The following is a 21,684-nucleotide window of genomic DNA, read 5'->3' as shown; positions in this document are numbered from 1 at the left end:
ATGTTATGTCCATGTTGAAGAATTTGAATCTATTAATTGTGGGTTCGTTACTAAGCTTGAGTGTTCAAGCTCAAGAAAAAATCGATGTCATGTTGGATTGGTTTGTTAACCCAGACCACGCCGCTTTAATTATTGCAGAGCAAAAAGGTCTCTTTAAAGAGCAAGGGTTAAGCGTCAGCTTGCAAGAGCCGGCAGACCCAAGCATGCCACCTAAGCTTGTTGCTGCAGGGAAGGTTGATTTCGCTGTGACTTATCAGCCAGAGCTTATACAAGATGTTGCCCATGGTTTACCACTTACGCGCATCTCAACTTTAATCGCGACACCATTAAATACACTTATGGTATTAAAAGGTGGAGATATTAATTCGCTTGCAGACCTTAAAGGTAAATCTATTGGTACTGCTATTTCTGGCGGTGTGAGCGAAGCAACGATTGGTGTAATGCTTGAAAATTCAGGCTTAAGTCTAAGCGATGTTTCTGTCATTAATGTTGGATGGGCTTTATCAAGCTCATTAGCGTCTAAAAAAGTGGATGCTATCTATGGTGGATACCGTAACTTCGAAATGCATCAGCTTGCGATGGAAGGGTTTGAGGGCAAAGCATTTTTTGTAGAAGAAGAGGGAGTGCCTCCTTATGACGAGTTAGTTGTTGTTGCGAATTCAACTTCTGTAAATAAGGCTCAAGTTGCAAAATTTAACCGTGCTTTAGAGCTAGCAACGCAATTTATCGTTAATCATCCAAATGATGCTTGGGAAATGTTTAAGTCATACAAGAAAGATCTTGATACAAAGCTTAATCAACTTGCATGGAAAGATACGCTGACTCGACTGGCGCTTCGTCCAGCAGCCTACGATGCTAATCGTTACCAATCCTATGCTGAGTTTTTACAATCAGCCGGCATCATTACTAAATTGCCAAATACTAACGACTACCTTTTTTAATCGGTATTTAACCTATTTAAATTTAGGGTTTTAGCGCTCGTATAAGTGCTAAGGCCCTTTGGAGTTATTTTATATGTCAGATGAAAACATGATTAGCGAAAAGTTAATGTCGCTAAAAGGGTTAAATCGCATTAATGAAATGCTAGTAGTGCCAAATAAAAAGGACTGGTTGGCTTATACACAACATAATTTTGTCAATCAGTTAGCATCAGGTAATTTGACTAAGACCGCTTTTCAGCACTATTTACAGCAAGATTATTTATTCTTAAAGCAATACGCTAGAGCGTATGCACTTGCAATTTATAAAAGTGATTTGATTGAAGATATGTTGCCCAATCTGGCCTGTTTAACTGGTTTGATAGAGCAAGAAATTCAGTTGCATATTAATTGCTGCAAAGAGTGGGGGTTAGAAGAACAGGCGCTTAACGAGTTAGAAGAGGGCGTTGCAACTGTTGCTTATACTCGCTTTGTCTTAGATGCAGGACAAGCAGGCGACCTTACAGACTTGCTCGTTGCGTTAGCTCCTTGTGCACTGGGTTATGCTCAAATTGGATTTAGCTTAGATCATGATACTAAAACTTTGAAGCATGGTAATCCCTATCTAGAGTGGATAGAGACTTACGCATCAAGTGAGTTTATTGAGTCAGCATTGGCGCAAATGGCACATTTAGAAAGCTTATTACAAAACATTCCCGCAGATTCAGCTCGATGGACTAAGTTAAGCCGTATTTTTGCAACGGCTACCAGAATGGAAGCTGCATTTTGGCAGCAAGGTTTAGATGTCAATGAAGGTTAATATTGTTGGTGCGGGTGTGGCTGGTTTATCTCTTGCTTGGCAACTTGTGCAACAAGGTGTTGAAGTGGAAATGTTTGAGCGAGGATCAAGAGTGGGTGAAAAAGCCTGTTCTTGGTTTGCTGGTGGCATGCTAGCGCCATGGTGTGAAGCTGAAAACGCCGAGCCTGTCGTGCTCGAATATGGTAAAAAGTCATTAGCTTGGTGGCAAAATGCCTTAGGTGAGGGCTTTGTTGATGCTAAAGGGACCTTAGTTTTTGCACAGCAAAGAGATAAAAAAGAACTCAAGCGTTTTGCGAGACGTACGCAAGCCTTTGAGCTTGTTGGTAAAGAGGTTATTTCTACGCTAGAGCCTGATCTAGCGTCTCAATATCAAGAGGCACTATTTTTCAAAGATGAAGCGCATTTAGACCCTAGAAAAGCCTTGATCAGATTAACAGACGTTGTTCAGGCGTTAGGCGTAAAAATCAACTTTGAACAAGAAGTCGAACCAGAGGCTCTATTGCCAGAAAAAGTAGTGGATTGTAGAGGCTATAACTCCGCTAAAGCTGTGCAAAGCTTAAGGCCTGTCAAAGGCGAGATGTTATTAGTGAAAACTAATGAAATAAGTCTCTCTCGCCCTGTTAGACTGCTCCATCCAAGAATTCCTTTATATGTTGTCCCGCGTGATGATCAACATTTTATGATAGGTGCCACCATGATTGAAAATGGTCATGGCAATCAATTTAGTGTGCGATCAATGTTAGAGCTGCTTGGTTCTGCATATGCCTTACATCCAAGCTTTGCAGAAGCTGAAATTATTGAAATGGGTGTTGATTTAAGGCCCGCTTTTATCGACAACCTGCCTAGAGTTGAACGAGACAATAATATTTGGCGCATTAACGGTCTATATCGCCACGGTTATCTGCTAGCACCTTATATGGCAAAACTCGCTGCTGATTCCATTATTAATGATAAACATGAAATTGAAAAACTTGCAGACTTTAAATTAAAGGAAGATAAGGCATGAAGATATATTTAAATGGTGTGGAAACCTTGGTTGTTCATGCTGAACTTGAGGTCGTTCTCATTCAACTAGGCTATCAAGATGTAACGATAGCTACTGCGATTAATGGTGACTTTGTGCCTTTATCACAGCGAAAAAATACTCAGATTAATGAAGGCGATAAACTTGAAGTATTAGCGCCAATGCAAGGTGGATAGCATGTTAGAACTTTACGGTGAAAAATTTACCAATCGATTGCTTTTAGGGAGTGCTCAGTACCCATCGCCAGCGATTTTGTCTGAGTCTATCAAACAAAGTCAAAGCCAAATTGTTACCGTATCATTAAGGCGTGAAAGTGGTGGCGATCTTGCTGGGCAAGCTTTTTGGCAGATTATTCAAGACCTAAAGCTTAATGTATTACCCAATACGGCAGGGTGCTACACGGTAAAAGAAGCCGTGACGACTGCCCATATGGCTCGTGAAGTTTTTAATACAGACTGGGTTAAATTAGAAGTCATTGGTGAAGAAGATACATTGCAACCAAATGTGTTCGAGCTGGTTGAAGCCGCTAAAATCTTGGTGGCTGATGGATTTAAAGTATTTCCTTATACTACTGACGATCTCATTGTGGCTGATAAACTTTTGCAAGTAGGTTGTGAGGTTTTAATGCCTTGGGGTGCGCCTATAGGTTCAGGTCGAGGTTTAAATAACCCATACGCATTAAAAACAATGCGTGCACATTTTCCTAATGTTCCATTAATTGTCGATGCGGGGATTGGTGTTCCTTCTCATGCGGCTCAAGCTATGGAAATGGGTTTTGATGCGGTTCTTCTTAATACCGCCGTTGCAGGTGCTGGAGACCCAGTTGCCATGGCGAAGGCGTTTAACTTGGCGATAGAGGCAGGCTTGCTCGCGTTTGAAGCTGACCCTATTGACTCAAGAGATATGGCGGAGCCATCAACCCCTATGATGGGGAAAGCTTTTTTAAGCTAATTCATTAGGGGTTATAAGAGTGACTCCCTGATCGCACAAATTTGATGAGAAATAGAATGAATAGCACAGTGACACAACTTGACAGGTTTTACCCAATATTTGATTCCTATGATTGGTTAGAAAGGTTAGTACCCTTAGGGATTAAATTAGTACAACTGAGGGTTAAAGATGAAAGCCAAGAGAGTATTAAATCTCAAATAGTAAAAGCCAAAACATTATGTCAGCAATATGACTGTCAGTTGGTGGTTAATGATTACTGGCAGCTGGCGATAGAGTTAGGTTGTGATTATGTGCATTTAGGTCAAGAGGATCTTGATGTTGCAGATATTGAGGCAATTAAGTCAGCTGGAATCAAATTAGGTATTAGTACGCATTGTGAAGAAGAGTTAGAACGTGCTTTAGCGTTAAATCCTGATTACATTGCTTTAGGGCCAGTATACCCAACCATTTTGAAGAAAATGAAATGGCATCAACAAGGGGTTGAGAAGCTAACGCTTTGGAAAGAGCGAATCGGTCAGGTTCCACTTATTTCGATAGGTGGGATGACAATTGATCGCTCAGAAGGCGCATTTTTAGCTAAGGCAGACAGTGTCGCAGCCGTCACAGACATTACCTTAAATTCAGACCCTGAAGGCCAAATAGAAGCTTGGTTAAAAGCGACTAGACTGCAAAAATAATATTCTAAGCCAAATCATGATTGAGTAAAAAATACTCAAACAACTCTCACTTTTAGTTTGGCTGTGTATTTTTGGACAATAAATGCACAGCTTAGCTCTCCTTTCTTGTTATTCTAAATTTTTCTATAAGTAGCTGTTATCTTCGTTAAATCTTGACCAAAAGGTCATGTGATGAACTTTTGGTTTCAAAATATGAACCTCAATTAAAAATGAACCAGATGTAATATAGCTTTGGCATAAGCCTTGTAGGTTAATAATTCACCAAATGTGATGCTAACTAATTAACTTAAAAGGAAAGATGTATGAAAGCACCTATTACAAGCCTATTACTACTTGGTAGTAGTTTAGGCTTTGCTGAGTTACAAATATCTGAAGTTCTTTACGACACACCAGGGACAGATTCAGTTGAGGAGTGGATTGAAATTTACAACGCTGGCTGTGAGCAAGTTGATTTATCGAGTTATCAGCTTAAAGATAATGGATCGACCTATTCTTTGTCAGGAATGCTAGCAGCAAATACCTATTACACCATTGCGAAAAGCTCAAGTGGTTTTGAAGCCATGTATGGTTTTTCACCGGATGCTTCAAATTTAGCTCTATCTCTGGGTAATTCAGGGGACTATATAGAGCTTTATAATGGCAGCCAACTTGTTGATTTGGTGGCTTGGGAAGGAAAAGTCTCAGGCTGGGATATTTCGGCTAAGTATGTGTCCCTATACCGCACACAAACATCTTCAGTTACTAGCGTTGCAAACTGGTCAACAAGTAGCATAGATACGCCATCAACGGGTACCTTAACGCAAGATTGTAGTGGTGCCAGTGCGGGTGGATCTGCAACTTATTCCGGTAGTTACTATGACTCAGTTCTAAGCTTATCAGGCACAGGTTTAAAATCTGCACTTCAAGATTTACTAGAGGTAAATCACACAAAACTTAGTTATAGCGAAGTGTGGGATGCGCTCCAGTACACAGATGAAGATTTATCTAATACCAATAATGTGATCTTACTATACACAGGTCGAAGTCACTCAAAAACGGATAGAGATGGACAATCAGGTTTTGATAATGACAGCTGGAACAGAGAGCATGTGTGGCCTAAATCTTTAGGTTTCTCTTCGACTTCGCAATATGGCTATACAGATATTCATCATATTAGGCCGACGGACAAAACTGTGAATAGTTCGCGTTCAAATAAAGATTATGATGAAGGTGGAAGTGCGCAAGGAGAGGCTGCAGGCACTTATACAACGAGCGAAAGTTTTGAACCAAGGGATGATGTAAAAGGCGATGTTGCTCGCATGATTTTTTATATGGATGTTCGATATGATGGTTCTGACGGTAATATGAGTGATTTGTATTTAGTCAATAATACTAGTTCAGAAACAGGCGACCCTTTCTTTGGCGTAATTTGTACTTTATATACATGGCACCAAGAAGATGCAGTCGATGCTAACGAAATGACACGTAACAACCGAATACAAGAATGGCAGGGTAATCGAAATCCATTAATTGACCATCCAGAGTGGGTTGAAGAGTTGTATTCTAGTCAGTGTATTTAGCTTATACGCACTAAATTGAGGCTGATATGGACGTTGGCCCTAATTAAGTAATTACTAATGGACTTAAAAAGAAATGTAACTTATTGTTTTTATGAGGGTATGTGTAAGCTATTGTACCTCTGTGTATATATCTTTTGTTCTGGTCATCTGATATCTTGTTTAGTTAACAATTAAAAACATCATTGAGATAAATTCAGCGCGATTTACCGCGTTTTTAAATGAATTTATTAACAAAAAAATTGAGTCTCGATTAACTGTCGATTTTTTGACTATGGTGTTATCTGTGTTAACTATTCATATAAGGGCATTATGATGAGTAAGGATGTAGCATTAAATGAACATCTCTATTATACAGAAGAGAATTTAGACAATATCCTTGAAAACCTCGATATTGTTCGTCGACAAATTTTCCCTAATCTGGATCCAGAAAGCGATATAAACGATCAAAACTTTCCTTCAGTCTGCCTTATTGGACTAGGGCGTTGCGGTTCTAATATTGCGTTAGATGTAGCTACTCTTGTTTATAACGCTCGTAGTAATTATATGGCCGACTTAGAGCTGCAAGACAAAACTAATGCAGAAGGTGAGTTCCGTCCAATGCGTTGGATTCAAAAGCATCTACCAATTGAGATAAAAGGGGAGCCAAGACCTGTTTTCTTAATTGAGCCTGTTGTTATGTTGGGTGACCTTGATAAAGATATAGAAGGTAGAATTAGATACTCTTCACAAAATGGTCGCAGCAACTTCTTAGAAGAATATAAAAAGCTACAAATTATGGACCTTTCTGAGGTGCATGCTGGTGGTGCTGGTAACGCGCCTATTCTAGGGCAATACCTTGCAAAGATTATTCTTAATAAAAATACCAGCAGCTTTAATAATAATGCATGGCGTCATATGCACTCTTATTTGGTTGATTCCTGTGGTATCAAAGCAAACCAATCACGACTGTATTTTTATATCTTTAGTGCTGGTGGTGGTACAGGGTCAGGTATGGCATCTGAGTTCGGTTTGGCGCAACAATATTCATACATGAGCAAAACGTTCGACTATCATTCAGCGCAAAGTAAAGTCGTTGATAAAAGGCATAGCTTTGTGTTCGAACCTATCTTTACATCAGGTATTTGTATTTTACCTAATATCTCAGGTGACAAAATTGAGGTGTCTGAAGCACTTCATATCAATGCGGGTCGCCTGCTTTGTAAATACTTATCTGAAGAGTGGGATTTCTCATACAATGTTGAGCGGGAGGATCACGACCACCCAAGTAATGTGATGCAGCGTATTCGTCCTTGGAACTCAATGATGCTTATTTCCAATGACATCATGCGTTACGCAGAGGAAAATGACGGATCAGGTGAGTCTGATATTGATGTAAACACCATGGAAAAATATGCTAACCAATATATTTCCCAGCAGATATTCAACATCTTAACCGCACAAGCTGTCACCACTGATTATGATGAAGATTACTTCCGCCGTGCTGGTGTTGATATTGCAGAAACTATTCGTCTAGATGCGAATGACTTGTTTATGAGTTTGGCAGGTCCTGTAGCGATTGCTTATGCAGAAAGTGTCGTAACAAGCAGCAGTAAAGAAAATATCGATATAGATGACTTATTTTGTCGTTCGATTGACTTACCACACTTCAACCAAGATACATCGGCGATTGAAGGTATCAGTATTTTACCTATTGAATCTTCAAGCTACAGCGAAGCACTGAAGAATTATCGTGACTCTGGTTATGACACTTCAAGTTTGAATCACCTGCACTTTTTCAAGAACTGCTCATCGGTTGTTTCAATTATTTCTTTGCCTAAGGATTATAAACTGTCCTTTACGGCATTGAATCGACTTAAATTGCATTTGAATAGTCTTTTCCCAAATACTACCTTGAAGCGTTATGCCTTGGTAATAGGTGCATCTGCAAACCTTTCATTAACAACCTTGGTTGCTAAGAGTCCTTGTTTGAGTGATGACTTCTTAACGCTTATGGTTGCTTATGTGAAGCGATGTTTTGCACGTGATGAATACCGCTTTAGTGATGAAGTTGATAAAGCTATTCTGAATTTCATTACCACTGAAGAGTTTGATGAGAATGAAGTGGATCGCTACTTCAATACACATGAAAACCCAGCGAAAATCTTAGATACAAATTGGTATGCGATTAAACCTATGTATGAGAAGAAATATCGTGAGTTAATTGACGAGCAAGATAAGTTTGTTTCGATCAATGATATTCGATTAGATGTCGAGAACGTTAAGAAATCGATCAAATATTTAAGAGAAATCTATCGACATAGAGTCAGTAAAACGAATGTTCTTTCTCTTAATGTTTAACTTATTAAAGTGAAATATAAATAGAGTTTGAGCAAAAAAAAAGGACGCGAAAGCGTCCTTTTTTTTGTTAAATGATTTAAACGAACACTGGTCGGCTAACTAAGCCTTGGTGACCAATAACACCCATATGGTTAGGGCATACGTGCTGCCAGCCTTTTGTTGAGTGCTCTGAAGGTTCTGAGGCAAGCACTAGATGGCCATCAAACAGTTTGTAATAAAGGCTTGCCGGCTGGTCGTCATTTGAATATCGAATAGTCGTCAACTGCTCGCCATCAGAAATAACGGCAGTCAGTCTAAAAGCATCATCGATTTGATTATCAAGCATGATCTTCTCAATTTGCTTGATAGTGATCTGAACAGCTTGTTCAAGGTTTTCTTCAAGGCCATTAGCGATTAACAAAAGAAAAATTAGTTCAGAGTCAGTGGCGCCTTTACGTTGATTATAGAGGTGTTCAGGTATTAATCTATCTAAATGCCAGCGAATGCTCTCATAGCCCCCAATTTGGCCATTGTGCATAAATAGCCAATTCTTATAGGCGAAAGGGTGGCAGTTTGAACGATTAGTTGCAGTACCTGTAGATGCTCGGACATGAGCAAAGAAAAGTTTGCTTTTGATATGAGCGCTGAGGCTCTTGAGGTTACAGTCACTCCAGGCAGGCATAATTTCATGATAGAGCCCTGGTTCACTTCTCTCATCATACCAACCGAGTCCAAAGCCATCTGCATTCACAGTGACCTGTGATTTCCTTGCACTTAGGCTTTGATCAATTAAAGAGTGTTCAGATTCAAATAAAAGAGATTCAAGGTAAATCTCTTGTCCCATATAAGCAACCCAGCGGCACATTCTAAGTACTCTCCTTTATTTCTTTTTGGTATAAGTATATATCTCGATCCCTGAGATATATTACAGTAAAAACAGCTAGGTTACATTTTGAAATATTCAATCTTGTCGCATAGCTGCTTAGCAAGTTTCGCTACTTTAGCTGCATCATCAGTAATCGTATGAATTGACTGAGTTGATTTAACCGCAATAGCTGCAATGTTACTCACATTGGTATTTACTTCAGAGGTAACACTTGCCTGTTGCTCAGCCGTCGCAGAGATTCGATTATTCATATCACGAATCTTAGAAACAGACTCATTAATGCTTTCAAGAGATGTTTCTTCCTCTTTTACAACATCAACAACATCTGTTGATATTGCATGACTAGACTGCATTGCTTTAACTGCTTGACTAGTACCTGTTTGTAACTTACTAATCATTTGCTCAATTTGTTGGGTCGCATCTTGAGTATTTTGCGCAAGGGTTCTCACTTCATCCGCTACAACTGCGAAGCCTCTACCTTGTTCTCCCGCACGCGCCGCCTCAATGGCAGCATTTAATGCAAGTAGGTTTGTCTGCTCAGCAATACCCAAAATCACATTTAGAATCTGAGTGATATTGTTGGTATCTTCTTCAAGCTTATTGATTGTTTGAGCGGCAGTATTAATTTCAGAAGCAAGGTTCTCAATTGAGCTAATTGTACCTATAACAATCTTATGGCCTTCGTCAGCAGCTAATGCTGCATCTTGTGCTGCTGAGCTTGCATCAGATGTAGATTCAGAAACATGCATAGCAGTAGATTGAATTTCATTGATTGCTTGCGAAATCAAATCAGTCTCAGATTGTTGTTCCTCAACCATTTTAGACGAATTCTTAGTTTCTTCGTTAAGGTTGTCGGCAGCCTCTGTCAGCATATGGCTGGATAAAGAAACATCATTAAGTATGCTGCTTAACTGATCCACCAATGTATCCATAGCAATTTCAAGTTGAGCAATTTCATCTCGCTTTGCGCTAGAGCGTTTACTAGAACTTGTATGAGTCAAATTACCGGATGCAATTTCTTTTGCACGATTAACTGATTTCTGTAATGCGCTAGAGATATTACCTACCATTAATAAGCTGATGACAATGCCCACAGCGATTGCAAAAAAAGCAACAATAGAAGAGGTGAGTAAGTTCTGAGCAAGTTGATCATTTTGCTCTTGGTTTACTTTGGTCACATAGGCATCAATTTTAGCAATGATTTGCTCCATGTCGGTGTTCACTGCTTCTAAGCTTGCTTTTGCGGCTTTACGGCTTCGGTTTGCCTGCATTGTTTTAAGCTTGGTCCACCAACTATAAGTTGTACTACTGGACTCTAAGAAAGCCACTTGGTTTTCTTTAAGAGTGTCAATAAGAACTAGCAGTTCATCTAATTCAGTATTTCTAGGCATAACCCCTAAAATATTTGTTACTTCTACTAGGCTAAGTTCTAATTCACTTGTGAACTCTTTAAACGCTTCAGCAGAACCTGCAATTTGCTCAACACCATAGCCACTTAAGGACTTAGCAATGGAAACCTGAAAATAACCACGCTCAAACTCAACAGACTGTTTAAGAAGTAATTGACGACTTTTTTCTAGGTTTTTAACTAACTCGAGACTGTGCGTTGAAAGGGTATTAAGCTCTTGCGCTACTTTCTTGCTTGAGTAAGCAGAATTGATTGTGAGCGCAATAATAAGAACCGCGAAGAGCGCTACAAGTGATAGGGTCTTCGTTTTAACGGATAAGTCTAACATAGTCATCTTTACCTAAACATTTAATGAATCATCCCTGTTTTATTATTGATTTTGACCCAGAACATCCTGCTGTACGAGGGTGTGTTTACAATCGATTACACTGATTGGGTTAAAGTTTACAGTTAATCAGCAAAATTAAAAGCAAATTCATAGTTTAACTAAGATAAATTATTTGGATTAATGTGATTTATATCAGAAACCTAAAGCAAGTTTAGTTAATAAAATCTTGACTTGCGAATCCATAATGCGAAATAAAATTCGGCTTTTACATAGGTGAAATAGTTACTTGAGAGCGACAAAAATTATGTATTTAAGACATGAGCTTAAGATCAAAAAAGTCTTATTAAGGCGAGGTTATGATGGAGTGACTAGTAGTATTAAATCGAAAAGGGAATCTTTGTGTAAGACAATAAAGGTGTAATTTAGATTACACCCTTAAACTAACTGTGTGTCTTAAACCATAGGTTTAGAATTAACAATTACCTTGTTGTCTTTCGCTTCAAAGAAAAAGCAGTTACGACGATTTGTATGGCAAGCAGGACCTTTTTGTTCAACTTTAAGCAAAATACAATCACCATCACAATCAAATGACATAGAAACAAGCGTTTGTCTGTTACCAGAGCTTTCGCCTTTACGCCAATATGTTTGACGAGAACGAGACCAGTAACAAACTTGCCCAGTTTCTAGGGTTTCTCTGATAGATGCTTCATTCATATAAGCCAACATTAATACTTCGCCCGTATCGTGCTGTTGTGCAATGGCAGCAATCAAACCTGCATCATCTTTTTTCAGGTTGCTTAATACTCGATCTAACTCTAATTCAGAGCCCTGAGGAAGGGTTTCAAACGCTTTTAAGCTCATACATTTACTACCTTATTGGAAATTGCGCCTTTGCCAATGCCTTCATAGGCATGAACTTCGATATCGTGACCTGGATTTTCGTTTGCTAGCACCTTAGCTACATGGCTAGAAAGAGATTCAACGGTTGTATCTGTATGTACCATGTAAGTTTGAGAGCTTCTAATAATTAATTCAAAATGACCTTGTTGGCTTTCATAAGCAAAATGGTGGAAACGGTGGCCATCTTCACTAATAATGCCAATTAAATCTTCCTCCGTACCTATGTAAATATCATGCCAGCGCTTAGCCCAGTCATTTTCTAATGACTCAGATTTCTCACCATCTTTATAGATATCAATGGTTGATCTATGGCCATGGGCGATACGCTGGCAATTACCTGCATGCTTTTTAAGGCCATGGCTGTACTGATATTGCGCACCTTCAATCTTTTCTGGCGTAAAAGTAATACGTACACGGGCAAGATCGGCAGGCAGAATCGCCATGATTTGATCTTCACACCAAGTTGCCGCAGCTTCTGGTGTAATCACATCCATAGATAAGAGACAAAAAGCCTGCTTCGGAGCCGCACAGTAAAAATGGTTTTTACCACCTTTGTCGAACTCAAAGATGTGCTTATCTTCATTGTCAGTATTCATAGACACTGACGTGTTTTGATGAGGGATAGCCAAGCAATGATCTATGTTTTCATCTAACCACTTTTTAATCAGCTTTTTTACGATACTGAAATCGCACACCATGCTCTCATCATTTAAACTACCTTCAAGTAACACATCGGTTTGCCAGCTTTCACCCAATAGGCCACGATCAGTATCAAACAAAGAAAAGTCTACGTGGGTTAAGTTTTTAACGAAAAGCTTCAAAGGTATCTCCTAGTATGAAGTTGGCAAGGCCGAACAAAGAATAGTTAAACGTATAGGGAATAATTAGCGAGGTATTTTACGCAATAAAAGCCGCTATATCTAATACTTCCTGTACGTATGGTTAGATATTGGATATATAAATTAAATTTATCTATAAAGGAGGGTAAAATCTTTGCAAAGGGCAAAGCTGACTAATAAGTTGGAACTTATTGATTTACAAGAGAAGTGTCTAAAAAACAAACAAGCTTTAAGTATTTGAAAAATAATAAAAAAGACTGTTGCCAAATTGAATTAGCTAGGTATAATTCGCTCCAAGGTCAAGCAGAGACCTCCTCAATGGTACTTCTGCTGGTCCTCTCGCAACATGAAGTCGTTAATCTGGTCAGATCCGGAAGGAAGCAGCCACAGCGATGGATTTGTGTGCCGAGATGCGGCTGGTGGAAGTGCCTCCAATTATTTCAGTAGTACCTTTCTATTTCCTCTCGTTAAAAATTTAATTATTTTACTTTTATATATCAGCAATTGATCTTGTCTGTTCTATCATCAAAATGATAATCCTCATATTCTTCGTGGTTATTGAACACACTTTATTGTTAAATTGTCTTATTTCGCTTTGATCAATATTTTAAATATTTTGATTTATGGCAGGCGTCAGTCCATATTCTTCTAGGATTCTTATGAAAAAAAACTTTGCACTATCCCACCCTAAAATTGCTTATCCTCGTTTAATCGAAGCTGCTAAAGGGGATGTTAAAAAATATTTAAAGCGTGAGCGTAATAAAAAGTTACCAGATTGGGCTGATTATTGGGGTTTTGATTGCAAATTTGGTCAAACTAAAGAAACAGCAGAAGTGATTCGTACTGCCAAAATTAATGAAAATATTAGTTATGCAGAAAGCCAAGCTTGGACTTCGTTTTATTTAGAAATTTTAGCTGTACCTACTGAACGTGTGGTAAATGTTCAAGAAGACGATGAACAGGATGATGGTGAACCATTTACTGAAGAAGAGTAATTGTAATCACTAAATAGCCATTTATTTTTAAAGGTCTTGTAGTTACAAGACCTTTTTTATGACTTCATGTCAAACAGTCAAATTTTTCCTACCAAACTCTAGCTATATGTGTCAGAAAGTATAAGCACTTAACTCACGATTATCATTTATCTATAAAACTTAACTTGTTTAAACTAAAGCTTAAATTTTGGCCAGCTACACTTCAACTATATGTTCAGTGAACTAATATATAAATTGATGATATGGGTAAGTTCCTTTAATTAACACGGGATAAAAGATGAGGTTGATATCTATCTATAAACTTTGGTTAATATTGGTTTGTACCTTGATAGAAACCGCTGTTGCTGACGATGTAATTCAAGAGCTCTTAGTCGTGAGACCTGATGGTTCTTGGCCACCACATGAAATGTATGTAAATGGCGAATTGACTGGGTTTCATATTGAATTAGTACAAAAAGTTGCGAGCACAATACCGCTCAAACTTAAGTTTGAAAGCTTACCTTGGAAACGAGCTATCGAAATGCTTAAAAAAGGTGATGCAGATGCCATAACATACATGGGGAAGACAAGTGAGCGGGAGGAGTTTGGATACTTTTATGATGAAAATGTCATCTCTAAAGCGACTGTTGGATTTTTTATTGAGAAAAAGCATTTAAATAACATTCAATTTTCTGGCGAATTAAGTTCTTTAATACCTTATTCAATTGGTACTGTGCTGGGGTTCTCTTATCAAGAAGAGTTTGATCATATGACTTCTTTAAACAAGATTAATATTGCTGAAAATGAAGAAAACCTATTAAAAATGTTGTTGGCAGGTCGTATGCAAATGGCAATTGGTCATGTTGGTGATATTGGCTATCATGCCAAGCGTATGGGTGTTGCGAATCAGGTAATATTTTTAAAACCTTATTTAACTGAAGGGCGGGAGCATTACATAGTGTTTGCCAAGGCCAAAGGCCATAACCAATTAGCTAAAACCTTTTCAGAGGCAATGAAAGCGTTTAAATCAACGCCAGAATACCTAGCGCTACAGCAAAAATATGGGCTTGATAATTAGTCTCAACGACATCAATAACACCCAAGGTTATCACCTATTAAACCCTTTCTAAATTTCTTACTAGCTAATCGCTAAAGCTTAGAGAGCATTAACGCTGCCTAATACAAAGTTAAAGACATACTGAGGGGATTGAATTAAGTATCTTTACCCTGATTATCTGTACTTGAAATTCAATTAAAAAGTCATTTAAAAGGACCTAATATGTTAGTTGTGCATCATTTAAACCAGTCTCGCTCTAAACGTGTTCTTTGGCTACTTGAAGAGCTAGGTATGCCATATGAACGCATTGATCATGAACGAGATCCTGTAACGCGTTTGGCGCCAGCTAGCTTAAAAGCCATTCACCCTTTAGCAAAAGCACCTATCGTTCAGGATGGTGAAATTACCTTGTGTGAATCCAGTACCGTGTTTGAATACATTCTTGATCAAGATAGCGAAAGACGATTAAGACCTAACAAAGAGACTAAGGAATATTATCAGTATTTAGAGTGGTCTCATTTTGCTGAAGGCTCATTAGCCTTACCTGTTATGTGTAAGTTGTTTATGGGGCTAGAGGAAAGAGCAGGAAATCAAGCGATGGATGGTTATATTGCCAAAGAGATCGCGTTAGATTTTGGCTATATTGAATCAGTATTGGCTGAACGTGATTATTTTGCAGGCAGTGTATTTACTGGCGCAGATATCATGATGACTATTATGTTAGAAATCTCCGCTAGCTTAGGTTTGCTTGACGGTTTTACTCATACAAAATCTTATCTTGATAAGGTTCAAACACGTCCGGCTTACCTAAAAGCAGCGGCGCTTGGTTAGTAAATAACGGCTATTATGCTTCATAAAAAAGCACCATCAAGTTACTCTTGATGGTGCTTTTATCTAAGATGAAACTGAGTCTATTTAGGCTCTGGACGGCTTTTTAATTGCCAATAAGCTTTTGTGTGATTATCGCGACCAATTATGTTTCTGTCATTGCGAAGGTAGCGCCTTACTTTCTTTGCAGATTCTGATTCAAAAGCAGCCCAAGCCACATCTACTGTTTCTAGCTTTGCAAGAATGGGCAAAATTTCATCTGCCTGCTTATTTGCATCACATACTAAACGATGAACTTGGCTACCTTCTGGTAATAATGCATCTTCAATATAGTCTTGTTCCGCACTCTTTGCGCTTAGAATAATGACATGGGGCGGTAAAGGGTTATTCCAAGTTTCAAGAATACCCACAAGTGCTGGATAAGCGGTTTCATCCGCAATTAATAGCGCTTGACCACTTTTAAGGTGAGGGTGTTTATCAGGTGATTCTGAACGACTCATAATGACATCACCGGCTTTGAGTTCGCTTGCCCATTGGCTACCTGGGGTGTTGTCATGGGTAAAGATATCGATATAACCCATGTCAGGGAAGGCCGCATCTTCAAAGCTCTTCCAAGACTTACGTAAAGTATAAAGGCGAATGTCTTTATTGGCTTTTTGTAATAACTTCTGTCGGTTCTTACTGGACAAATGTTTCATCAGTTTGATGAAAGCGCGATCGAAAATATTTTTAAACCAATGCGTGTTTTGATTGGTTTGGGTGCTGAGGTTCGGTTTTTTCTGAATAATTTTTAGAAGAAAAGCAAATGCATAGCCAGGGTAATATTCGGGCAAGGGTGTATTACTTTTTACGCTAATGCGTATCATGTTTGGTGTGACTTTTTGTTTATCTGTCACTTCAAAAAAGTGCTTACCTGCACCACTGAAACCCTTACCTTGCTGGGCAATGGCAGCATAGGCTTGATACAAAATTTTGTCTTCTAACCCACCTTCAATTTCAAAGGGGACAAAAGCCTCTTGCTCTGTATCTTGATGATTAGATTTTATGAGAATTTTCATGCCTTCTTCAAAAATATCGAGAATTTTTGCAGATTGGATTTCACTTTTAGGCTGACTTGTTCTTGCTATGGCTAACAACTCTTCCGTGTGATCCTGATTGACATGGTCTAGGATATCGATCTTTTGATCGATATCCATTATTGGTGTAAATGCGCTCATATAGTATGTTTACTTCTTCTGTTTGATTTAAAACTGTGGCTAATCTTCTTAGTGAATTTGGCTAAGTTTCACTTCTCAGTTTTTAACGACATAACTTGTTAGTGGTGGTAAACCATTAAACTCAACAGAGCTGTAACTTGTGGTATAGGCTCCCGTCGACAACCAAAATATGTGATCGCCTGTCGTTAAGGTATCTGGTAGTTGGTATTGGTGATCCTTGTACATTATGTCCATGCTGTCGCAGGTGGGCCCTGCAAGAATGACCTTTTTGTTATTTCCTTCTTTGCTGGTGAGAATCGGGTATTTAGTTCCTTCTCCAATGGTTTCTATTAAGCCGTTAAATGTGCCAACATCTGTGTAAACCCAGCGATCTGGGTATTCTGACTTTGTTTTCTTATCTGTCACTAATATGACCTCAGAGACGATGATGCCTGAGTCACCAACCAGTGAGCGGCCAGGTTCAATCAATATACGAGGCATATCTTGTGCAAAGCTGTCTTTAATAAAGGCAAGAATTGAATTAGCGTAATAAGAGAAACTATGGGTGTGCTGAATATAGCTTGCCGGTAAGCCACCACCTAAGTTGATCATTTCTAGACTAATATTATGTTGCTCTTTGATTTGATCAAACGCAGACTTGGTCGCAAGGATGGCTTGTCGCCAAGTTTCAATGTCTCTTTGTTGTGAGCCTACATGGAAGGAGATACCATAAGGTTTGAGACCAAGCTCTTTTGCTTTGGCGGCAAGTTCAACAGCGACATTCGCTTTACAACCAAACTTATCTGTCAGTGGCCAGTCTGCTGTGGCTGAACCATCAAAAAGTAGACGGAAATAAACGCTTGAACCGGGCGCTGCTTCGGCAATATTGATTAGATCTGCTTCGCAATCTGTGGCAAAAAGTCTAACGCCTTTTTGATAAAAGTATTCAATATCCGCTTTCTTCTTAATCGTATTGCCAAACGAAATACGCGACGGCTCAATATCAAAGCTTAATACTTTTTCAAGCTCTGGCACTGAGGCAATATCAAAGTTTGAGCCCAGCTCGACCAATAGCTGAACAACATCATTTGCAGGGTTTGCTTTAACCGCATAAAAGACATCAGCCATAGGGAAGCCTTCTACCATTTCACGATAGCGCTTTTCGATGACAGAAAGATCGACCACAAGAAACGGGGTGGGCTTAGTACTGATTAAGCGATCAAGGTCTGTCTTAATGTTTGAGTGAAAATAATCTGGAAGTTTCATAAAAATACTTACTCCATTACAGGTACTTTTGGTAGCAAGGAGACTGACGAAAGTCATCTCGGCTTAAGAAATACAGAGAGGCTTTCTTCTCAGGCAGTTGAAATTTCTTTTGCTCAACTAGGCCCAAATCAGGTGCGGCACGTTGAAAAGGAACCACTTCACAGTCAGGTTCACAGATCATTTTCTGAGTATCTGGGTTGCTACTAAAAATAAATTGAGCAAATAGAGTCAGTACAGGGCGAAAATGGCCCAAACCTAATACATCAGGTTCACCTAGCAACAGGTGTATTCCCATGTCATTTTCATCAGATTCATAATAACGATTCAGACGGTCTCTATGACATTCATAAATTTCCACATAACCAATAGGTCTGTCATCAATCATGATGAAATAAAGACGCTGATGATCATCAATCAGCATTTTTTCAAACATGACTTCAAGCTCTAATTTTGGCTTGTTCATTTGCCATTGTGGGATAACATGTTCTGTATGCATCCATTTATGCAGTAAAGGTAAATCCTCTGGGTAGCTAACCTGCTTTAAGCCATATTTATGATGATTCATCGCAAGGCTAAAATCATTGGGTAATTTGCGTGATATCGTTTGCATAAGTTCTTCTCGATTTTGCTTATTCTTTTTAGTTGCTTAAGTGGTCAACAATACTGTTATGGAAATGTCACTTTCTAAAACCGACTTAAGCGATTAAATGTTTAAACAAGTGCCTGCTTAAACTGTGTCTATTTCAGTTTGAGTGCCAACAAATCCATTTGTTTTAGGGACTTGTTGGCCTAGATTTATTTACAAAGAGTGATATCTATTCAGGTAAAAACTCTTGGAAACAAATTCGCTTCTCAACTGGATAGACTTCCTTGTTTAAGATTTTGTTGATAATAATGGCGTTACGGAAGCAACTCATACCAAGGTCTGGTGCTGAAATGCCATGGGTATAGAGGCCTAGGTTTTGTACAAAAACTGTTTTGTCATCATTGACGGCATAGTCTTCACTTAGATCTAAACGTTCTTTTTCATCCCAATTAAGATATTGGGCAATAGGCATGAGGCATTTTGGTTTCTTGAACTCATAGCCTAGCGATAAAATGACGACTTCAGAATCCATTTCGAAATCTTTTTGAGCATCCTGTCTTGTGCAAGAGAGGGAGAACTTTCCATCTTGATAAGATAGAGAGTTCACCTGTGTATCTGTAATTAAGCGTGAGTCAAAATCAGTTTTTTTAGATTTGATGTATAAGGTGTCATAGATCTGATTAATCAAATCAGTGTTTATGCCTTTATAAAGCATATCTTGGCTATTAATCACCTCATCACGCTTGTTAGCAGGTAGATTATAAAAATGCTTGGTGTATTCTGGCGATGTCAGCTCCAAGGTAAGTTTGTTGACATCAATGGCAAAGAATCTTTCAGATCGTGTAATCCAGTTGAGCTGATATTTATGTTCATCAATTTCATTTAGCAGATCATAATAAATTTCAGCGCCACTTTGCCCGCTACCGACTATGGTTATGGATTTCTTGTTTTTATAATCAGCTTTGTGTTCTATGTAATCGGCACTTGAATGCAGCTCTTGTTTAAAGCCTTTACAGAAATCTGGAACAATTGGAGTTGTGCCTGTACCGACTACAAGGTGCTTAGCTTGGACAACTGTGAGTTCATTAGCGCTGTTACGTGTTTCGACTGTGTAAATTTTAGAGGCTTCATCATAGCTAACATTTTGAACGTCTTGATCAAAATGAAGGTTCTCAAGCTGTTCACATGCCCATTTACAGTAATCATTATATTCAGAGCGTAAAATGAAAAAGTTCTCACGAATATAATATTGATAGATTAAGCCTTGATCCTTCAAATAATTTAAAAAAGAAAACTTACTTGTAGGGTCTGCAAAGGTCACTAAATCCGCAATAAAAGGAATTTGTAATGTGCTCCATTCGGGCATAATGCCTGAATGCCAATCAAACTCCGGCTTTTTATCAAAAAAGAGGGTTCGCATCTCAGTTAATGGCTCTGTCATACAAGCTAAACTCAGATTAAATGGACCTACACCTATCCCTACAATGTCATAAACTTCACTTTTCATTTTCTGCTATCCTCTAGCTTTATTAGTCGACAGGCCTTTGTTGACCTTTCCAACTTGGGTATATGTAAAATCGTCTACTAATTCGATCTCGTCTGGTAATTTGTATTCGGCAATTTTCTTTTGCATCAAAAATACCCGAACATCCCTGAGTGAAAGCTGGCTAGTTGGCTCCTTTAGAATGATGGAAGCTTTCGTTCGCTCGCCTAACAGAGGGTCTTTTACACCCACAACAGAAACGTCTTTTACCTGGATGTGAGATAAAATCAGGTTCTCAATTTCACTTGGTGTGATCTTTTCACCTGCTCTGTTGATTTGTTCCTTTTCTCTACCTGTAACCACTATGTTGTTATTACTATCTAGGTAGCCAATATCCCCTGTGATATAAAAACCCTCTTTATTAAAACTACGGGAATTCACTAGAGGAGAGTTGTAATAACCATTGATGGTGTAAGGGCCTCGAGTCAGAATGAATCCTGCTGATTCATTAGGAAGAGGGCTTCCTTCTTCATCCACAATGAGAATTTCATCGTCTTTACTTAACGCCTTGCCTTGCGTAAATAAGACGGCATTACTGTGATCATCAAGGCGAGTGAAGTTAACAAGGCCTTCTGCCATGCCATACACCTGCTGTAGTTTGGCTCCAAGCTTTTGATCAATTGCTTCAGCAAGCTCTGGTAATAACTTCGCGCCGCCGACTTGAATTACCTCTAGGGTTTTAAGGTCTGCTTGTTCAAGTTGGGGTGAGTTGATCCATAGATTGATCAATGAAGGCACAAGAGACACCTGAGTAATGCCATGCTTTTCTATCAGAGAAAAACAGTTTTTAGGACTTGAGTCTGTACTTAAAAATACACTCGCACCTGAATAAAATGCCCCTAAAAAGCCTGGAGAACTCATTGTGAAATTATGCATAACAGGCAAAACGATAAGCTGCTTTGTGCTAGAGCTTAAATCGGTTACTTCAACACTCTTCTTTACTGAATAGAGATAGTCTGCATGGGTTCTTGGGATGAGTTTTGGTAAACCCGTCGTACCACCAGAGAGTTGAAGAAAAGCCACTGAGTGTGGGCTTGCTTCATATCTTGGTACGAGCATTGTTTTGTCATTAATACAGCTAAAAGCCTGATCAATGGATGAGCTACTTTTGATGGTTTGTCTAAACCATAAATTTAAGTTCGGCATAGTAAAGCCAAAACTTATGTCCATCGCATCCGTTATAGGCTGATTTTCTTGATTGATCTTGATATAGCCTACGGCACGGCTGTTAATCGCAATATTTTCGATTTCATAAGCACCATGACCGTTTAAACAAAAAACAGGTCTAGCACCTATGTAATATAAACCAAATAAGACCACGAAGAATTCAACAACATTAGGCGACTGAATCACCACAAAGTCTTCTGCTTTAATGCCTTGCTGATGCAGATAGCTACCATAAGAAGCGGCATAGTGATAAAGCTCATCATAGGTCAGGCTTTTATCATCTTGGCAAATTGCTAGCTGATTGCCATATTGTTTACGTATCCGGTCAAGCAGCTGTATATGGTTTTCGTTCTCCCAATAACCAGACGCTTGGTAATATTCCGCTCTATCTTGAGGGAAAGGTACAAAACCATTTTTAATATCATTCTCTAGAAACATGGTG

20 protein-coding genes and 1 other RNA gene are annotated in these 21,684 nt (G+C 38.8%); 12 read left to right on the top strand and 9 right to left on the bottom strand.

The window, feature by feature from the left end:
• The first annotated feature begins 5 nt into the window (after positions 1 to 5).
• From Q0A08_RS04525 to Q0A08_RS04490, 8 genes are all read left to right on the top strand, one after another.
• The gene (locus tag Q0A08_RS04525; RefSeq protein ID WP_438465198.1) at positions 6 to 941 is read left to right on the top strand and encodes an ABC transporter substrate-binding protein; all 936 of its coding nucleotides are present in this window, start codon (positions 6 to 8) and stop codon (positions 939 to 941) included.
• Positions 942 to 1,014: 73 nt separating this feature from the next.
• Entirely contained in the window at positions 1,015 to 1,737 is a 723-nt protein-coding gene (locus Q0A08_RS04520) for a TenA family protein (RefSeq protein WP_438465196.1), read from the top strand.
• Positions 1,727 to 2,743: a glycine oxidase ThiO gene (gene thiO / locus Q0A08_RS04515; RefSeq protein WP_438465194.1), complete on the top strand. Its 1,017-nt coding sequence runs from the start codon at positions 1,727 to 1,729 to the stop codon at positions 2,741 to 2,743. The genes Q0A08_RS04520 and thiO overlap by 11 nt, the downstream gene beginning before the upstream one ends.
• Positions 2,740 to 2,937 (top strand): sulfur carrier protein ThiS, encoded by a 198-nt coding sequence (gene thiS / locus Q0A08_RS04510; protein ID WP_438465192.1) that lies wholly within the window; start codon positions 2,740 to 2,742, stop codon positions 2,935 to 2,937. Before thiO ends, thiS begins: the two co-directional genes overlap by 4 nt.
• A gap of 1 nt (position 2,938) precedes the next feature.
• Positions 2,939 to 3,712 (top strand): thiazole synthase, encoded by a 774-nt coding sequence (locus Q0A08_RS04505; protein ID WP_438465191.1) that lies wholly within the window; start codon positions 2,939 to 2,941, stop codon positions 3,710 to 3,712.
• Positions 3,713 to 3,768: 56 nt separating this feature from the next.
• Positions 3,769 to 4,389: a thiamine phosphate synthase gene (locus Q0A08_RS04500; RefSeq protein WP_438465189.1), complete on the top strand. Its 621-nt coding sequence runs from the start codon at positions 3,769 to 3,771 to the stop codon at positions 4,387 to 4,389.
• 302 nt (positions 4,390 to 4,691) lie between these two features.
• Positions 4,692 to 5,948: an endonuclease gene (locus Q0A08_RS04495; protein ID WP_438465188.1), complete on the top strand. Its 1,257-nt coding sequence runs from the start codon at positions 4,692 to 4,694 to the stop codon at positions 5,946 to 5,948.
• 312 nt (positions 5,949 to 6,260) lie between these two features.
• Positions 6,261 to 8,285, top strand: a complete 2,025-nt coding sequence (locus Q0A08_RS04490) for a hypothetical protein (protein ID WP_438465186.1) — start codon at positions 6,261 to 6,263, stop codon at positions 8,283 to 8,285.
• A gap of 76 nt (positions 8,286 to 8,361) precedes the next feature.
• Here the strand turns inward: Q0A08_RS04490 and Q0A08_RS04485 are convergent, their stop codons facing one another.
• The 4 genes from Q0A08_RS04485 to Q0A08_RS04470 all read right to left on the bottom strand — a co-directional run bounded on the left by Q0A08_RS04485 (position 8,362) and on the right by Q0A08_RS04470 (position 12,607).
• Positions 8,362 to 9,129 carry a class II glutamine amidotransferase gene (locus Q0A08_RS04485; protein ID WP_438465184.1) on the bottom strand — a complete coding sequence of 256 codons (768 nt, stop codon included), beginning with the start codon at positions 9,127 to 9,129 and terminating at the stop codon, positions 8,362 to 8,364.
• A gap of 80 nt (positions 9,130 to 9,209) precedes the next feature.
• The gene (locus Q0A08_RS04480; protein ID WP_438465183.1) at positions 9,210 to 10,886 is read right to left on the bottom strand and encodes a methyl-accepting chemotaxis protein; all 1,677 of its coding nucleotides are present in this window, start codon (positions 10,884 to 10,886) and stop codon (positions 9,210 to 9,212) included.
• A 453-nt stretch (positions 10,887 to 11,339) separates the two neighbouring features.
• Positions 11,340 to 11,747, bottom strand: a complete 408-nt coding sequence (gene hisI, locus Q0A08_RS04475; protein ID WP_438465181.1) for a phosphoribosyl-AMP cyclohydrolase — start codon at positions 11,745 to 11,747, stop codon at positions 11,340 to 11,342.
• The gene (locus Q0A08_RS04470) at positions 11,744 to 12,607 is read right to left on the bottom strand and encodes a 6-carboxytetrahydropterin synthase (protein ID WP_438465179.1); all 864 of its coding nucleotides are present in this window, start codon (positions 12,605 to 12,607) and stop codon (positions 11,744 to 11,746) included. The genes hisI and Q0A08_RS04470 overlap by 4 nt, the downstream gene beginning before the upstream one ends.
• A 346-nt stretch (positions 12,608 to 12,953) precedes the next feature.
• Between Q0A08_RS04470 and ffs the strand changes: the two genes are divergently transcribed.
• From ffs to Q0A08_RS04450, 4 genes are all read left to right on the top strand, one after another.
• An RNA gene (ffs, locus tag Q0A08_RS04465) (signal recognition particle sRNA small type) lies at positions 12,954 to 13,050 on the top strand.
• Between the two features lie 234 nt (positions 13,051 to 13,284).
• Positions 13,285 to 13,620: a DUF6172 family protein gene (locus Q0A08_RS04460; RefSeq protein WP_438465178.1), complete on the top strand. Its 336-nt coding sequence runs from the start codon at positions 13,285 to 13,287 to the stop codon at positions 13,618 to 13,620.
• Between the two features lie 277 nt (positions 13,621 to 13,897).
• Positions 13,898 to 14,677: a substrate-binding periplasmic protein gene (locus tag Q0A08_RS04455; RefSeq protein ID WP_438465176.1), complete on the top strand. Its 780-nt coding sequence runs from the start codon at positions 13,898 to 13,900 to the stop codon at positions 14,675 to 14,677.
• 201 nt (positions 14,678 to 14,878) lie between these two features.
• On the top strand, positions 14,879 to 15,487 hold the full coding sequence (locus tag Q0A08_RS04450; RefSeq protein WP_438465174.1) for a glutathione S-transferase family protein: 609 nt from the start codon (positions 14,879 to 14,881) through the stop codon (positions 15,485 to 15,487).
• 80 nt (positions 15,488 to 15,567) lie between these two features.
• Here Q0A08_RS04450 and Q0A08_RS04445 read toward each other — a convergent pair whose 3' ends face one another.
• From Q0A08_RS04445 to Q0A08_RS04425, 5 genes are all read right to left on the bottom strand, one after another.
• Positions 15,568 to 16,701 (bottom strand): SIP domain-containing protein, encoded by a 1,134-nt coding sequence (locus Q0A08_RS04445; protein ID WP_438465172.1) that lies wholly within the window; start codon positions 16,699 to 16,701, stop codon positions 15,568 to 15,570.
• A 75-nt stretch (positions 16,702 to 16,776) separates the two neighbouring features.
• The gene (locus tag Q0A08_RS04440) at positions 16,777 to 17,946 is read right to left on the bottom strand and encodes a type III PLP-dependent enzyme (RefSeq protein ID WP_438465171.1); all 1,170 of its coding nucleotides are present in this window, start codon (positions 17,944 to 17,946) and stop codon (positions 16,777 to 16,779) included.
• A 16-nt stretch (positions 17,947 to 17,962) separates the two neighbouring features.
• Positions 17,963 to 18,556, bottom strand: a complete 594-nt coding sequence (locus Q0A08_RS04435; RefSeq protein WP_438465169.1) for a GNAT family N-acetyltransferase — start codon at positions 18,554 to 18,556, stop codon at positions 17,963 to 17,965.
• Between the two features lie 205 nt (positions 18,557 to 18,761).
• Positions 18,762 to 20,039 carry a lysine N(6)-hydroxylase/L-ornithine N(5)-oxygenase family protein gene (locus Q0A08_RS04430; protein ID WP_438465168.1) on the bottom strand — a complete coding sequence of 426 codons (1,278 nt, stop codon included), beginning with the start codon at positions 20,037 to 20,039 and terminating at the stop codon, positions 18,762 to 18,764.
• 6 nt (positions 20,040 to 20,045) lie between these two features.
• Entirely contained in the window at positions 20,046 to 21,680 is a 1,635-nt protein-coding gene (locus tag Q0A08_RS04425) for a (2,3-dihydroxybenzoyl)adenylate synthase (protein ID WP_438465166.1), read from the bottom strand.
• Between the last annotated feature and the right edge of the window lie 4 nt (positions 21,681 to 21,684).

The sequence above is a fragment of the Marinomonas sp. PE14-40 genome (genome assembly GCF_051623805.1).
Taxonomy (GTDB): Bacteria; Pseudomonadota; Gammaproteobacteria; order Pseudomonadales; family Marinomonadaceae; genus Marinomonas.
This window is presented reverse-complemented; position numbering and strand designations above follow the sequence as displayed.

Excerpts from the sequence above, each read along its gene's own strand:
- Q0A08_RS04525 (WP_438465198.1), top strand. The coding sequence starts at position 6 with ATGTCCATGTTGAAGAATTTGAATCTATTAATTGTGGGTTCGTTACTA.
- Q0A08_RS04520 (WP_438465196.1), top strand. The coding sequence starts at position 1,015 with ATGTCAGATGAAAACATGATTAGCGAAAAGTTAATGTCGCTAAAAGGG.
- thiO (WP_438465194.1), top strand. The coding sequence starts at position 1,727 with ATGAAGGTTAATATTGTTGGTGCGGGTGTGGCTGGTTTATCTCTTGCT.
- thiS (WP_438465192.1), top strand. The coding sequence starts at position 2,740 with ATGAAGATATATTTAAATGGTGTGGAAACCTTGGTTGTTCATGCTGAA.
- Q0A08_RS04505 (WP_438465191.1), top strand. The coding sequence starts at position 2,939 with ATGTTAGAACTTTACGGTGAAAAATTTACCAATCGATTGCTTTTAGGG.
- Q0A08_RS04500 (WP_438465189.1), top strand. The coding sequence starts at position 3,769 with ATGAATAGCACAGTGACACAACTTGACAGGTTTTACCCAATATTTGAT.
- Q0A08_RS04495 (WP_438465188.1), top strand. The coding sequence starts at position 4,692 with ATGAAAGCACCTATTACAAGCCTATTACTACTTGGTAGTAGTTTAGGC.
- Q0A08_RS04490 (WP_438465186.1), top strand. The coding sequence starts at position 6,261 with ATGAGTAAGGATGTAGCATTAAATGAACATCTCTATTATACAGAAGAG.
- Q0A08_RS04485 (WP_438465184.1), bottom strand. The coding sequence starts at position 9,129 with ATGTGCCGCTGGGTTGCTTATATGGGACAAGAGATTTACCTTGAATCT.
- Q0A08_RS04480 (WP_438465183.1), bottom strand. The coding sequence starts at position 10,886 with ATGTTAGACTTATCCGTTAAAACGAAGACCCTATCACTTGTAGCGCTC.
- hisI (WP_438465181.1), bottom strand. The coding sequence starts at position 11,747 with ATGAGCTTAAAAGCGTTTGAAACCCTTCCTCAGGGCTCTGAATTAGAG.
- Q0A08_RS04460 (WP_438465178.1), top strand. The coding sequence starts at position 13,285 with ATGAAAAAAAACTTTGCACTATCCCACCCTAAAATTGCTTATCCTCGT.
- Q0A08_RS04455 (WP_438465176.1), top strand. The coding sequence starts at position 13,898 with ATGAGGTTGATATCTATCTATAAACTTTGGTTAATATTGGTTTGTACC.
- Q0A08_RS04450 (WP_438465174.1), top strand. The coding sequence starts at position 14,879 with ATGTTAGTTGTGCATCATTTAAACCAGTCTCGCTCTAAACGTGTTCTT.
- Q0A08_RS04445 (WP_438465172.1), bottom strand. The coding sequence starts at position 16,701 with ATGAGCGCATTTACACCAATAATGGATATCGATCAAAAGATCGATATC.
- Q0A08_RS04440 (WP_438465171.1), bottom strand. The coding sequence starts at position 17,946 with ATGAAACTTCCAGATTATTTTCACTCAAACATTAAGACAGACCTTGAT.
- Q0A08_RS04435 (WP_438465169.1), bottom strand. The coding sequence starts at position 18,556 with ATGCAAACGATATCACGCAAATTACCCAATGATTTTAGCCTTGCGATG.
- Q0A08_RS04430 (WP_438465168.1), bottom strand. The coding sequence starts at position 20,039 with ATGAAAAGTGAAGTTTATGACATTGTAGGGATAGGTGTAGGTCCATTT.
- Q0A08_RS04425 (WP_438465166.1), bottom strand. The coding sequence starts at position 21,680 with ATGTTTCTAGAGAATGATATTAAAAATGGTTTTGTACCTTTCCCTCAA.